Here is a 14,133-nt window from a genome sequence, read left to right on the forward strand (position 1 = left end):
TGAACCAAAAATGAATCACGCTCATTTTAGGTATTCTTGTATAGGCTGTTGTATAGGTTTGTTGGTGCGATTTTCAAAGTGTATATATCAAAGGTTGCTTGCTAAGTTAATTTGTCGGTGGGGAAAGCTGATCCATATGGGACGGCTTTTTCTTTTTTATTTCAAGAAGTATCCAAACAAACAAAAAAGACCATTCATTCATTTGAACGGTCTTTTGCTTTGTCTGACGTTTCTATTTTATTATTTATATGTATTTACCTTTTAAACTATTAAAATCTCTTAGAATCAAAAATAGAGTGTCTAATCTATTTGTTTAACTGTTCTTGTCGTTCATATTCTTCTTGTTCTTCCTGCATTCGCTTTTCCCATCTGTCACGGTGTGCCGCTGCTGCCCTATCAAGTCTTTCTTCTACTTCCTTTTGTTCTGCTTGTTTTTGTTTTAATTCTTGCTCTATCTTTTGTTCATTTTCCCATTCTTTTTGAAGATGCTCGCATGTTATTCCAACTTCTGGTGAACCGCAAATTTCGGGTTCTTCTTCCTTCTGTTGCTTCACTTCACGTTTCTTTTGCACTTGTGCTTCTTGTTGTTTGCGGGCTTGTTCTTGTTCTTGGCGTTGTTGCTCTGCTCTCGCTTCCGCTTGTCTTTGTTTCTCTACTTCTTGACGTTGTTGTTCTTCCCTCGCTTCTTGTTCTTGCTTCTCTTTCTCTTCCGCCTGTCGTTGCGCTTCCGTTTCTGCTTCCTGGCGTTGTTGTTCTTCCTGCTTTGCTTTTTCCTCTGCTTCTTTCTTCGCTTGTTCTTCTTTCTTGGCTTCTTCCTGTTTGCGTTGTTCTTCTTGTTTCGTTTCTTTTTCTTTCTCTTCTGTACTACAAGCGCCTAATCCTAAAACTAGTGAACCTGCAATTAATAAGCTGATTTTATTCACTGTTGTTTGCTCCTTTATTCTTAGTTGTTTTTAAAATCTATAATAATCATAGTCTTCAGCGCCATTCAATTGGTCTTGAACGCTATTTACGCCAATAAATGCCGTTTGGTCGTCTAAATAACTTCTGCTAATGGTTCCATTACTATGTAATCTATAAAGCGACTCATGATATTTTTCACCGTATATCTTATATTCATAACGTACTTTAACAATTACAGACGTCAAAACTACTTTTATATCAAACTCTATAATGTCACCGCCTAAATGAATGACATATAACGATCCGTCTTGTCTTTTAGCTAAAACATTTCCGTTATGTTGTATTACTTCAAATAATCCATTTAATACTGTTGTCTTTTCCATGCTCTTATTCTCCTAAACCTAATTTATTATGTATTTCATCAACTCTATTGCATAACTCAATAACTAAACCCCTTATTTGAAGACCTGTATGTACAATAGACTCTTCTATTCTTGCAAGTCGCTTTTCTCCTACTTCATCGCCTTCTATTAAAGCGAACTCATCACGGTAATTTTCAAGGCTTATAAGGACATCATTTGATGCTCTTAATACATCGCTTAAAACCTTTGCATCTATTATTAATTCTTGCATTCTTGCCGCTCCTTCATGTTGTGTAATATACATATTGTTAATTTTTTAATTACACTTCTTGTTCTGCAAGCATAGAACCCGCAAAACTTGATAAAAACATGATCGGAATTATCGCTATACTTGTTAAATCAAAGTTTGATTTGAAAACAATGATTCCAAATAGTAGAATAGAAATAAGGTTAAACGTAATTCTGGATAATTTATTATTCATTTTTATGTTTCCTCTCAAAATGTCCCGTTTGGCTTTGGTCGGCTTGGGACGTTTTTTTATTTTGTTTATTCTTCATATTTATCCGCTACTTCTTTCGCATTTTTTATGCTTTTCTCTACTAATTCAATTGTTATATTCTTCGTTTCGTCATCCATATAAGAATCATTGAAAACGGTATACATTAAATCAGTTGTGCTATAAACCCTAAATATGTAATTTTCATACTCTCTCGGTAATTGTAAATCTTTTACATTATTAAACTCTTCTTTTAACTCCATTAATGTTACGGCTGTTTGTAACTCATTGAATCCGTTTCTTTTCGTATCATTTACAATCTTTTCCGCACGATCCAAAACTTCATTAATTGCTGTCTTATCCCATTTTGTCGCGGATGTTCCGCCCTCTGTCTGCTTTAATTGGTCCACTTCGTCTATTAACTCGTTACATTCGTTTGTTAACTTATCATTCATATGAATCATATAACCGGAGAATGCTAGGGAACCCGCAAGCATTCCTCCAATTACTAATTTTTTAATGTTAAATTTCTTCATGTTGTTATTTTTATTCATCATTCTACAACCTCACAAATTACATGTAAGAATTTGGAAGCGAAAATGTTAGGTGAATTTGTTAGATAGTTAGCATCTATGTAACTGATTCGTGTATCACTATTCATAAAATAGAATAACTCGTCAAACAATTTACGTGCGTCCTCTTCATATCCTTCAACAAGATTATCAACAAAATCATCAAACGTATAAAAAATAACTTCACAATCTTCATTAATGTTACCTCGTGATATTTCAGATGCTATTGTTTTAAGGACTTTATATAAATCATGCCCGTGAACCCCTGCTGCTTCTTTGCAAGCATCAATTGATTCTGAATATAAAATCTCCATTTGCTCATATTCTTCAGGTACATCAAAGCATGAAACATGTCCGAATGCTTGCTTTTTTTCATCTAACTGGATTAGCGTATCTAAAATTTCTCTCATTTTCTTTCTCTCCTGTTTGCTTTGGTCGGCTTGTTAGTTTTTTTACTTCTTCAAACGGTAAATGCTTGGTTGTCTGCTATTAGGAAACCTTTCAACATCTATAAATCTGTTTTCCTCTGCTTCTTTTATAGCTTTCGTTACTGTCGGACGGCTCATTTTTAGAATTTTCATCAAATCAGAAAGTGAAACCTCTAACTTTCCGCCTTTGTAATAAATCGCGTATAAAAGTAATAGTGAATGACTTGATAAACCGTCATGTTCATAAAACTTATTTTCCAAAACCCTCACCTCCTATTTTAGAAGGTTGTACCACCCATTTATTTCTGTGTCCATTCATGGGAATCATTCGATTGATTTCGTTCATCACTTGGTACTACTTCATAATACTATATTCTCCTTTACTAGTCAATAAATTTTACTAGTATTATTTTTTGTTTTTACAATTTGTTTATAAATGCTGTTATATCAACGTTTTCCCCTTAAATAAATTTATAATTTCATGTACTACATGGGATTTAATCAAATAAAAAAAGACACATCCAAAAAGGAAATGTCCATTCTGTAATGTGTCTTTTTACTTATATATCTATCTAAAATTATCAATTATATATGTATATTTTTTAAATATCTGTATACAAATGTGTACTGATTTTTATTGTTTTTCGTATTACTATGTGATACGATTTTTTGTAGTTAATTTGTTTGTAATAGAATTTTTGCGAAAGAATTCTTTTTAATAGCATTCATTTAGTTGGCGCTAAATAATGCATCATTATTTTAAAAATATTGTTTAATTCGTGTGTTAAACAAATATTTTTACTTTTTGTTTTTTATTTTTTTAAGTTCTTGATATAGCTGATTTCGGCTTATCACAATGTATTCTTTATTCTTTCTTAAATCCTGTGGGGACTCTGCTGTCTCTACGGGATTTTCTTTTTCTCTCATTTCTTCAAGGCGTTCATCATAAAGTTTGTTAACTTCTTCTAAACTTATTTCATCATCATCTTTAATATTGAAAAATACCCCGTACCCTTGAATTTGTCTTTTATTTAGCAAAGAATAGTACAATGTTTTGAATTGCTTATAATCCATCATTTCATCATTTTCAGATGTTGTTTTTGTCATATATTTAAACAACTCAATGAAGTCTTCTGGTTTGAACTTGTCTAACTGGCAACTATATCCCCTATCCAAACTTTCAATTGCTTTCAATGTTACTTTTTTACCTTCGTTCAACAATCTCCAAATCTTTTGGATCAAGATTTCTTCTTTGCTGAATTTCCGAACGGCTCTTTTTCCTAAATAGTCTTTTGAATACTCATTCTCATATATTCTTTCTCCAATTTCACCTTCAAATACAATCAAAGCATGTAAATGTGGATGATATTCATATGTAAAACCTCGACCTTTTTTCACTTTCTTATATGTAACCTCTAAACTTCTTATTGCTCCTTGATATTTCCAACGCTTAAAATCTATATCTTTTATCAACTTTTTGCATTTGAGATATTCTATCAACGTCGCAAAACTTTTGAATAACCTGTTTATCGTTTCTTCTAATTGTTCTCCTTTAACATTTGGCACTGTCAAAGTTAGTTGGTACATATTTTCTGCATATGGTTGTAATAATGGGACGAATTTACCCATTCGAGAAGCCTGTTTTAATTTTTTACAGTTACTACAAAACTTATCTTTACAAAGATTCGTCTTCTTAAAATCCATTACCTTTGCTTGTTCATATTTATCTAATATCCATAAAGAATTGCAATCTTGCATTCTATCTTTTTTATGAAACATCTTTTCTTCTTTTGTCTCTTCATGCAATTTTCCATAATGATAAATCATAATTCTGTTGTATTCGATGTTTTTAATAACACTATCAAACAATTCTTTTTTGACAGTTATATCTTTCAATGAATCGTGTAATTCTGTCACTCCATGCCTTACCTTCTTTCTATCATGTAGCACGTTCCTTTTAACAGTTAAAAGAAAACATTAGAAACATCAATGAAAAAGTGGGTTCAACCCTTGATATTACTACATTCTTTATTTTGAAAAACACCCGCGTGAGCCGAGATGTTTCTAATATATCAAGTAATAGAAGAAACTCGTTTCACTCTTTCTTCTAAACAATACATCAAACCAACTCTTTTTGTTTTTCTTTCATCAACAATTGGATAGCCATATCTAATATTTTACCTTGGCTTAAACCCTCTTTTTCACGTAACTTTTCAATAGAGTCCATTGTTTCTTGTTTCAATCTGAATGTTTTCTGAACCCTAACATCGCTAGATTTCATAATTACTGGCATATAATTTACCTCCTAAAACTAAAGTGCAATACATAAAAACATGATAACAACAATACCAATGTTTGTCTACAAATTTAGCAATCAATTAAAAAACCTATCGAATCCCCCAACCCCCTTTTCCAAAGGGGACTCCCTCGCCGGTAGGCATTCCCCAAACGTGTTGTTTGGGAAAGAACAAGAGGGTTTTGGTCTTGTTAGTTCGTCAATTCCTTAATGCTCACTACGTTCCGCTTACCATTGACGAACGCCATGTATAGACCTCCACCGTTTAAAAGTGGACACCGAAAAGAAAAAATAAAAAGCGATCCATACAGAACGCCTTTACAAATCGAATTTATCAAATAAAATTTTTAAAGAAACCTCTACTATCGTACTTTTATCTAATCGCGTTTTTTTGCTAACCTCTTCAAGCTTTTCCCCTACATCCTTATTTAGAAATGCTGTTTTACGTAACTTATCCCCTTTATAGTCAACATTCATAGCCAATTCAAAAATGCTCTTTTCCTGTTCTTGCTTCTCTATTGCCACTTTTAATAAGGATTTTATCTGATTTATTTCTGTATCCGTGAATTCATTGTCCGTTTTCTTGTCGCTCTTGTCACTTGGTCCATTCTTGATTTCCGGGCTTTTCTTTTTCGGCTGCTCGGTTTCTGCTTTGTTTTTTCTTGTTCCTTTTGGTGATACAAAGGAAAAAATTGATTCATCGGCATTTGAACTATATGCATCGTTGTCCATGATTTTATATTCTTTTTCACTATTATCGTAAGCAATACCAACTTGTTTTAACCCTGTACGAAATCCTTTATCACTCACATTCAATTCCATTACCACATTATTCAAACCTATTTCTTTCAGCTTGTCATATACTTCTTTAACTAACATATTATGCTTACACCTCATTTTGTCATTTATACAAACTCACTTGTTTATTTTCTGTTTACAATTGTAATCTCCTTTATTATATTTGCAAGTCATTCCAATTCAACAAACAATAAACTTTCTTCCTTTTCAAGTTCACTACAACTAAACTACAACTAAGTTTGAATACATATAAAAAACTTCCAATGGATCAGGAATTTTTCGTTCTTAAATACGGTACTATTCACGGCACTTTTCTATATCAAGACGCAAAAAAGGAGATACAAAAGTATCCCCCTTGATTGATAACTATTTAACGTCTAACTATGTCTAAAATTTCGTAATTGAAGTATTCAATGTTTCTTTTTTGTGTAGGGTTTTTAAATAAAAGCCCTTTATCTGCTAAATTATTTAGAATTCTTCTCGCTGTAGTTGGTGCTATTTTAAAGTCTTCCGCTACCTGTACCGCTGTAATATTAGGTGACCTAAATGTCATTAAGTATACTCTTTTTTCTGTATCTGTTTCACATTTTTTCATTCCCGATAATGCAAGATTCTCTGCTTCGTCAAATAAGATATTCAATTTATCAGCCATTCGTTTAGAAGCATCTAAAAAGAAATTCAACCAGTTTGACCATTTCGGATTCTTCCCGCGTGTTTCATTCAATAAATGATAATATCTAGACTTTTGTTTTTCTAGTTCTTCACTTACAAAGAAAATAGGGCTTGATAACTGTTTAGACTGCATCATATATAACGCAATAATAATTCTTCCTAAACGCCCGTTACCATCCAAAAATGGGTGGATTGATTCAAATTGTGCATGTAATATAGCTACTTTCAATAATGGATGGTCATTCTCATCAATAATATGTTCACTATCATTCAAATGGGAAGTATCCATTTTTTCATCATATGGGTGACCATTTGCGAAAGTCTCCCAATTTCTTAAGTAGTCTTCTATTTCATTAGCATCTATTGGAATATATACCGCGTCTTCACGTCTCTTAGTAGGACCAATCCAATTAGGAACTTTTCTAAACTGACCACAAGCAACATTTGTTCCTCTTGCATTTCCATCCATTAATATTTCATGAAGTTCTAAAATTAATCTTGTTGAAATTGGGTAACCATTGCGCATTCTTTCTTGACCAACTGAAAGCGCCTTTTGATAATTCAACACTTCTAATTGTTCCCAACTATGTTCTGTTTTGTGTGTCTGCTCTACCATATCAGTAAAAGTTACTTGTGTTCCTTCAATCCTTGTAGATTGAACAGACTCATTTAATGCTAATGTATTAACAAAATTACTTTGCAAGATTGAACGTTTAAATTTCTCATCAAGTCTTCCGATTTCACTAGAAATATTAGACAATTTACTAAATAAACCTACAGCGCTTTGCATATCAACACTTACAGGTAATTTTTTAATCCCTTCTATAGCGGGCATAAAAACCCCTCCTTAAGTTCATATACATTCGTTTTTGAACCTAACAAACAAATTATATACCTTTTAAGAAACAAATATACATAAAATGAACTTAAAATGTCAATTAAATAAAAAATCTTCAATGGATCTGATTTATAAATGTGGCATTATTTGCGTCACATTCCAGTATCAAGACATAAAAAAAGCCCAAATTCTCACAACATCGGGACTTCTTGAAAGGTATATATATAAACTCAAATTAAAATCCATCTTACTACAACGGCACGTTATTTTTATCGTTTGGTGAACATGGTATAATAGAATTCTAAAAAACATTATGTTTTATTAATTTCTTACAATGTTTTTTTTTGGATTACTTTTGTGGTACGTGTCAATAAAAGGCATGTCCACATATATGAAGTTTTTGGCGCTTTATTCTTTAGTTATCAAGTATAAGCATGTTTCTATTTTTATTTATGAACGGGTCCGGGTCGATAGCTTACGTTCACTATCAATGTATGTTTTAACTTCAAGCAAAAGCAAAAAGTGCTTTCATTAGGTTAGGAAACGAAAGAATCAAGTCAATAAGGCTTGGTTCTTTTATTTGTGTTAAACTTTGTATATAAATGGATCGGTGGGTTTGTCTTGCTGATTGAATGAATGGGGAATCTATTACACGGGGTTCCCTTTCGTTTTGTCTACTATGCGTAAGCGTGGTATATTATTTCTTGTAAAATGGTTAAAATGACATCGCTCATTTGTAAATGCACTTACTTTTGTAGGTGTTTTTTATTTATGTGATATAATTAATTTGCCTTTTTCCAATGAGTGTTAGGCTCTTTCCTAACAAAAAAATTTATGATGGACCCTCTTTGTCGATAGAGGATACATTAATATATACCAAATGGTATATTGCTTAAATCGTAAAACTATCAAAATTGATTAAGTGAACGCAAACACATTTTTATATTCTTTTATGTGTTACCGTTGTCCAATGTCCGGTGTAATAACCGGGCATTTTTTCATGTTTGGAAAAGTCATATATTGTGGATATGGAAATAAATGCATTATAATGAATTTACCAAGTTGTTTATTTACTGCGTTTCTAAATCTTTTATTTGATAGGTTAACTTCGTTCTAAGACACCGGACTGTCACCGGTGTCTTTTTTCATGCACAAAAAAAGAAGCCTTGAAATTAATCAAGACTCCTTTTTATTTCTTGTTTTACGTGTTTTCGGCTTCGGTTCTTCTCCCGCTGCTTCAACTTTTACCCAATAATATTCTTGAACATCATGGTCTTCTTTAGAAATTACCGTAAGCGATGCACCACCAACTTTAAGCGCTTGGTATTTCCCATCTTCAGTAACGGTTAAAAATTCTCGTTCTGCTTCGTTACCTACTGAAAACTCAACACCTTGTGGCGCTCCGCTTGGCAACACTCTAGCTTTAAATGTTCCACTCGTTCCCGCATTTAGCGTAATTTGTTTATTCCCATCGGGCTTTGGGTCATAAACTTCTACGTTAGCGGGCTGTTGTGGGTGTATTATCGCAACACCAAGGATTAGTTGGTTTTAAATCCGTAATATCAAACACTAAGAATGATTGGTTGTCCTTCGGACGTCCATTTGCATACATTTTTGCAATGTATAAAGTTTCATCCTCAATAGCACGTGTTTGGTCGTATACGTCAATGCGTTGCGCCCCGCCTAATCCCATAAAGTAATTTTTCGCCATTCCGACAATCATCGTATTTTGTGGAACTGCATTACTTTGAATTACTTTAGCCGGAATAGGTAACACATTTTGCATATAAGCACCTTGTGCATTTAAGAATGTAGTTGATGGGAAAACTTTCTTCCAGTAGTCTAATGGGTTAACGATAAGCAATACATTTTGCGGTGTACGTGTATATGTATTGCCTTTGTCGTCTTTAAGAACTGAAAGTTTCGCCATGATTTCGCCTAATGCTTCCGGTGTTAGCGTTTTTAATGGTTCTTTTGCTTTATCTTTAATAACGCCCGTTTCTGGGTCAATTTCTTTAAGCATTCCGATTGGATAGTATTCTTTTTTAGCTTCATTAACGCCCGTACCCGCAATAATTGCTTCTTCTAATGCAATTGCTAGTGCTTCCACTAATACAGTTCGAACATAACGGTCAAGCCACATTGGACCAAGGTCAAGCATAGCGTTACATACAGGAAGGAAAGCGGATAGTTTTAATTGGTTAACGTTAATTGTTTCAAATCCGTTGTCCATTTTCTCTTGAATTTCAGAACATAACTTGCCCCAAAACGCTGGGTTCACGCCGTCTTTTTTAACAATCCATTCTGAAAGACCATTCACATTAACAAATTCAATTTCGTTTAGTAATTCGTGTTGTTGTTGTAAATCTTCAAATACACGTTCAACGATTGTAGCCGGGACTAATTCTTCAACACCTGCAAAGCTACCCTTGTTAATTACTGCATTATAGAATTTTGTTTCTTGGCTTGTTAATGTATGCCCGCCACGTGATGTAAGAACCGTGTGGTCATGTGTAGCATTTTGAATAATTTGTTGTTGAATGTTATTAGCAAATTCCACCATTGCTTCATTTACTTCTTTTTCTGATCCATTTGCTAAAACTTTTGCTAATTTCTTTTGGTTAAATGCTTTTGTTTCGTTATCTTGTAATGCCATGAAAAAACCTTCTTTCTTTATATGTTTTTATTTTTTATTTGAAAGGATTGCTTGATGCATTTACGTCATATCACTTCACCTCCTTCCAATTCGGTACGTGATATTTTAAGCCGTTCCGTGTCTTCGCTACGGAGAACTTAATTTCTATCTATGTGAATGCAACTGTCGTCGCTCGAAATCTTCCCTATGAATCGACTGGACCCGCTACAATGTTGCAAGTCTTCGCCAATATATTCACCAAACTTTTACGCGGATTTTTACGGCTCGTTATGTTTCGCCATTTATTTATAAATCAGCAATTTCACTTTCTATCTCAATATCAATTTTCATAAATTTAATGAGTGAAACCATTGATGTAACTGTTTTATTAAGTTCTGAAATGCTGTCATTCTTTTTAAGAGCCGTTGCCCCTTCCACGGTTACGCCCCGCGTTTTTATATCGGCAATCAGCATATTTTTGACGTTCTCCAATTCCATGAAGTTATTCGCCATGTTCAAGTAAACTTTGTCCTTTGCAAGTCCTCTTTCTGCAAGCTTCGAAAGGATTTCGTTGTAAAGTTCGTTATAGTTGGCTTCTGCTTCCATATCATCGAAAAAACGGCTTTTCCATGTATATAAAGTGGACTCTTTCACATCCAATTGTTCCGAAATTGATTTAATAGTTTCGCCATTTCGGTACATTTCAAATGCTTGTTGTTTTAAATCCATCTTTTCACCTTCTTTCAGAAACAAACGGATTCTATTTTGCTTATCGGCAACTTTTCGCCATTTTTCCTAAAAAAATCTATTTTTAAATAACGTTTGGTAAACAATGGAAATGCATGTTTTTGTTTGTTCCATGAACAATTTCAAAAAATAAAAAGAAACATTTGCCCCCCACGTTTCCCACCCCCCAACAAACTTTGTTTCATTTTCACCCCGGGGGGTATATAAATTACTTTTAAAATTCATTTCTAGAATCCAGATCCATAAAATTTATTTTTTCTTTTATAACTCGCTTTAACTTCTTGTTATATATTGTTTTAACTTATCGTTGTGTCTTGCTTTAACTTATTGTTATGTCTTTCAATCTTCATAGCTTTAACTCCAAACATTCCAATGCAAACTATTAAAGCGATGAACAAAACATTTGTATAAACTTCCATGACTTAACCCGCTGCCTTTACATTGATATAACTTACTGACTTAACTATGTCTTAACTCTTCTTTGATATGTTCTATTGCATTAAGTACAAGGCGCTTCTTGTCCTTGTCCTCGCTCCTTATATATCTGTACACTGTGTTCTCATGAATCCCTAATGCTTTAGCAATCATCCATACAGGTATGTCACCCTTGATATTGTTCATTGTTTCTATATCAACCAACATTCCTTTTATGTCCACACCTATATCACACCTTCCATATATTGTTATCTGCATTGCTATTGTACCACCATCACAACAACAATACTAATCTAATATACTCTCAAACGTTCCAGTTTGCTTTGTAACGCGCATTAACTATCGTTGTAGTATATTTATATTAGATTGATGTATCTAATCTGTACGGGCCTGTTAGACACCTTTTACATTGCTATATACATACGACCTATTTACTAGAATCAATTCTAAGCTGAATTACCGTGATTAATTACAGACTTTAACAACATGAAATACTTCTCTAATACATTTGCATAAGTGGTGTGTAATGTTCCTTATATTGCCTATTAGATGCCTTAAAAATAATGTGGTGTATATATCTCATGAGATAGATTCATATGAACCATTCACCAATATAAAAAAGGGATACACTCATAATTGAATGTATCCCCTGTATATACTGTTTATTAGAATGGCATACCATATAGTTTTTCCATCTCTTCCGCTGTTAACTCTATATTATATGGTTCTTCCTGCTGCATTGGTTCTTGCTGTCCCTTTGCTACCTTTTGCAAAACGTCACTATCTTTCGTATGTGCATGTCCACCATCAAGCGTTATTCCTTCTGTTGGTATATGACTTGGTTGTTTATGCTCCTGTCCTATTTCTTCAAGTGCATTATTAACTTGAATAGGTGTTTTATGAAGAACGTCTTTTTCGCTGTTTTTTGGCGAAAATGACATAGTCTTTAACTTAGTCTTGTTTAAGTAAGTCTTGTTAAGTTCGTATAGTTCGGGGTCAACCATTGACCTACCCCCCTCAACCATTGACCTACCCCGGTCAACCATTGACCCCCCATTTTCCACTTCTGTCTCATAGCCAACTTTAACAACATAATATAAATTTGACTTATTATGATTGGTATCTGTTTTTCTAAATTCCCTTGTAACATACCCATATTCTATTAAGTTATCTATTGTCTTTTTAACTGTATTACGTGATATTCCGGAATGATTGCAAAGTGTTTGTATTGATGGGAAACAATCCCTTGTTTCGTTGTTCATATACGTTCGTAATAACCCATATATAATAAATTCATTTCTTCCAATACGTTCATCAAATGTAAATACATTCGGTATAATTGAAAACCCGTTTTCTTGACTCATATAGAAACCTCCAAGCTATTAAATCCTATTGTTTATATGCGTAATTAACTTTGCTATACTGTTTCTATAATATTTTTCATATGCACACCTGCTTTCGTGTATTGAAAATTTTTTGTTTTTCCATTTGTATACCTATTTTCATCTATTGCAAAAAGGGTGGATTTCTCCACCCCTTACTTTTTGTTTGATGGTTCTAAAAGGATCAGCTTTTCTCCCACTACTTCGCATACCGTTTTATCCTTCGATAATACAAATTCTTTCGTGCATTCTTGTCCATTTTCCGTATACATAACTTTAATTGTAATTGTTTTGCTTTCAATGTTTTCACTTACGATAACATCATTCAATTCCTTGTTATCATCCATCTTTCTACCGTCCCAAATTAAATACATTTCACCCTTCCAAATATGCTCCACCACTACAAATGCATCTTCTTTCGGGCATCCTTTTTCCGGAATGTACATATCAATCATATTCTTGAAAAGGTTCATATCTATCATTCCCCCATCTATTCCCTTAAAACGTTCTATTGGTTCCCTTGTTTTATACTTATCTATAATCTTATCTATATCTTTTCCGAACTTCGTCTGTCCGTCTTCATCAACTATCATGAAACTACCACATACAATAAAATCGCCGTTTTTACATAGTTTGTAATCATCCAAAAAGACGTGTCTTCCTTTTCTAATTATTGCCCTTACGAAAACACCTTCGTTTGTATCATCTTCAAGAAAATCGAATGATTCCAGTTTTCTAAAGAAATAAGGAATTCCATTATATTCAAATGTGTCGGTGTCATCGCCCTCATGAATCATAAAAGTTTCTGTTGAACCAATTTGTTCAATCTCAATACAATTTGTATATAAATTTTCCTCATCGCTATATGTATTAATGCTGAATTTATCAAATATAGTTAGTTCCATTCCCACAACTCCTAATATTTCAATCCATTTTAATGAAGTACATTTTCGCTCTGTTTTTTCGCTTCTCTCGACTTTGCAAGGCGTTCCGCTGCCAGTCTCTTTTGTTCATCCGATAAAACGCGCAAATTCTTCATTGATACCTGTTTTTCTTTTAATAAACCTTTAACCGCTATTGGTTGCCCGTTCTCTTCTTCTATCGTTTGCAATTCACATAAGTCAGCTAGTTTTCTAATGTGTTTCGGTACGCATGAATAAACGGTCCAATCCTTTGTACTATTGTTAAATACAAGAATCGTTTCTTGTTCTTCGTATGAGTAACGACTCATATTAAACCCCCTTATAAATAATATTTGTTGTTGAATATGTCCCACGCCCATTTCATTGAAGCTATTATATAATGCTTTTTACAACTGATGATGGCGAAAACCATTTTATTTGTAAAATTTACTATTTTTAATTGCTTTTTTTGGAAAATGTACATTATTTGTCATATTAACTATTGGCATCACTTTGTTAATTGGTATAAAATGGATAACATAAATGTCCTGTATTGTGGATAATTTAAAGGCTCGATTACAATTAAGGATGAACCAAAAATGAATCACGCTCATTTTAGGTATTCTTGTATAGGCTGTTGTATAGGTTTGTTGGTGCGATTTTCAA

General features: G+C 33.2%; 18 protein-coding genes. All 18 read right to left on the reverse strand.

What is annotated here, in order from left to right:
* Window positions 1-305: 305 nt before the first annotated feature.
* Window positions 306-923, reverse strand: coding sequence for a hypothetical protein (locus tag JDS99_RS28405; RefSeq protein WP_199696183.1), 618 nt, complete (start codon window positions 921-923; stop codon window positions 306-308).
* 30 nt (window positions 924-953) lie between these two features.
* The gene (locus tag JDS99_RS28410; RefSeq protein ID WP_199696184.1) at window positions 954-1,286 is read right to left on the reverse strand and encodes a hypothetical protein; all 333 of its coding nucleotides are present in this window, start codon (window positions 1,284-1,286) and stop codon (window positions 954-956) included.
* 4 nt (window positions 1,287-1,290) lie between these two features.
* Window positions 1,291-1,536: a hypothetical protein gene (locus JDS99_RS28415; RefSeq protein WP_199696185.1), complete on the reverse strand. Its 246-nt coding sequence runs from the start codon at window positions 1,534-1,536 to the stop codon at window positions 1,291-1,293.
* Window positions 1,537-1,585: 49 nt separating this feature from the next.
* On the reverse strand, window positions 1,586-1,747 hold the full coding sequence (locus JDS99_RS28420; protein WP_199696186.1) for a hypothetical protein: 162 nt from the start codon (window positions 1,745-1,747) through the stop codon (window positions 1,586-1,588).
* 65 nt (window positions 1,748-1,812) lie between these two features.
* Entirely contained in the window at window positions 1,813-2,319 is a 507-nt protein-coding gene (locus tag JDS99_RS28425) for a hypothetical protein (protein ID WP_199696187.1), read from the reverse strand.
* Complete coding sequence (locus tag JDS99_RS28430) at window positions 2,316-2,744, reverse strand: hypothetical protein (RefSeq protein ID WP_199696188.1); 429 nt, start codon at window positions 2,742-2,744, stop codon at window positions 2,316-2,318. Before JDS99_RS28430 ends, JDS99_RS28425 begins: the two co-directional genes overlap by 4 nt.
* Window positions 2,745-2,786: 42 nt before the next feature.
* On the reverse strand, window positions 2,787-3,023 hold the full coding sequence (locus JDS99_RS28435; RefSeq protein ID WP_199696189.1) for a MarR family transcriptional regulator: 237 nt from the start codon (window positions 3,021-3,023) through the stop codon (window positions 2,787-2,789).
* Between the two features lie 537 nt (window positions 3,024-3,560).
* Window positions 3,561-4,679 carry a protein rep gene (locus JDS99_RS28440; protein ID WP_345943240.1) on the reverse strand — a complete coding sequence of 373 codons (1,119 nt, stop codon included), beginning with the start codon at window positions 4,677-4,679 and terminating at the stop codon, window positions 3,561-3,563.
* A gap of 202 nt (window positions 4,680-4,881) precedes the next feature.
* The gene (locus JDS99_RS28445; protein ID WP_199696190.1) at window positions 4,882-5,055 is read right to left on the reverse strand and encodes a hypothetical protein; all 174 of its coding nucleotides are present in this window, start codon (window positions 5,053-5,055) and stop codon (window positions 4,882-4,884) included.
* 321 nt (window positions 5,056-5,376) lie between these two features.
* Window positions 5,377-5,937: a hypothetical protein gene (locus tag JDS99_RS28450; RefSeq protein WP_199696191.1), complete on the reverse strand. Its 561-nt coding sequence runs from the start codon at window positions 5,935-5,937 to the stop codon at window positions 5,377-5,379.
* Between the two features lie 289 nt (window positions 5,938-6,226).
* Entirely contained in the window at window positions 6,227-7,363 is a 1,137-nt protein-coding gene (locus JDS99_RS28455) for a Fic family protein (RefSeq protein ID WP_199696192.1), read from the reverse strand.
* Window positions 7,364-8,542: 1,179 nt separating this feature from the next.
* Entirely contained in the window at window positions 8,543-8,779 is a 237-nt protein-coding gene (locus JDS99_RS28460) for a hypothetical protein (RefSeq protein ID WP_199696193.1), read from the reverse strand.
* Between the two features lie 85 nt (window positions 8,780-8,864).
* Entirely contained in the window at window positions 8,865-10,022 is a 1,158-nt protein-coding gene (locus JDS99_RS28465) for a phage major capsid protein (protein ID WP_199696194.1), read from the reverse strand.
* 285 nt (window positions 10,023-10,307) lie between these two features.
* Window positions 10,308-10,730, reverse strand: a complete 423-nt coding sequence (locus JDS99_RS28470; protein ID WP_199696195.1) for a helix-turn-helix domain-containing protein — start codon at window positions 10,728-10,730, stop codon at window positions 10,308-10,310.
* Window positions 10,731-11,207: 477 nt separating this feature from the next.
* Window positions 11,208-11,441 carry a hypothetical protein gene (locus JDS99_RS28475; RefSeq protein WP_242475781.1) on the reverse strand — a complete coding sequence of 78 codons (234 nt, stop codon included), beginning with the start codon at window positions 11,439-11,441 and terminating at the stop codon, window positions 11,208-11,210.
* Between the two features lie 407 nt (window positions 11,442-11,848).
* Window positions 11,849-12,547 (reverse strand): helix-turn-helix domain-containing protein, encoded by a 699-nt coding sequence (locus JDS99_RS28480; RefSeq protein WP_199696196.1) that lies wholly within the window; start codon window positions 12,545-12,547, stop codon window positions 11,849-11,851.
* A gap of 173 nt (window positions 12,548-12,720) precedes the next feature.
* Window positions 12,721-13,470, reverse strand: a complete 750-nt coding sequence (locus tag JDS99_RS28485; RefSeq protein ID WP_199696197.1) for a hypothetical protein — start codon at window positions 13,468-13,470, stop codon at window positions 12,721-12,723.
* Between the two features lie 29 nt (window positions 13,471-13,499).
* Complete coding sequence (locus JDS99_RS28490; RefSeq protein ID WP_199696198.1) at window positions 13,500-13,796, reverse strand: hypothetical protein; 297 nt, start codon at window positions 13,794-13,796, stop codon at window positions 13,500-13,502.
* Window positions 13,797-14,133: the final 337 nt, after the last annotated feature.

This window comes from Bacillus cereus group sp. N6, assembly GCF_016483705.1.
Classification (GTDB): Bacteria; Bacillota; Bacilli; order Bacillales; family Bacillaceae_G; genus Bacillus_A; species Bacillus_A wiedmannii.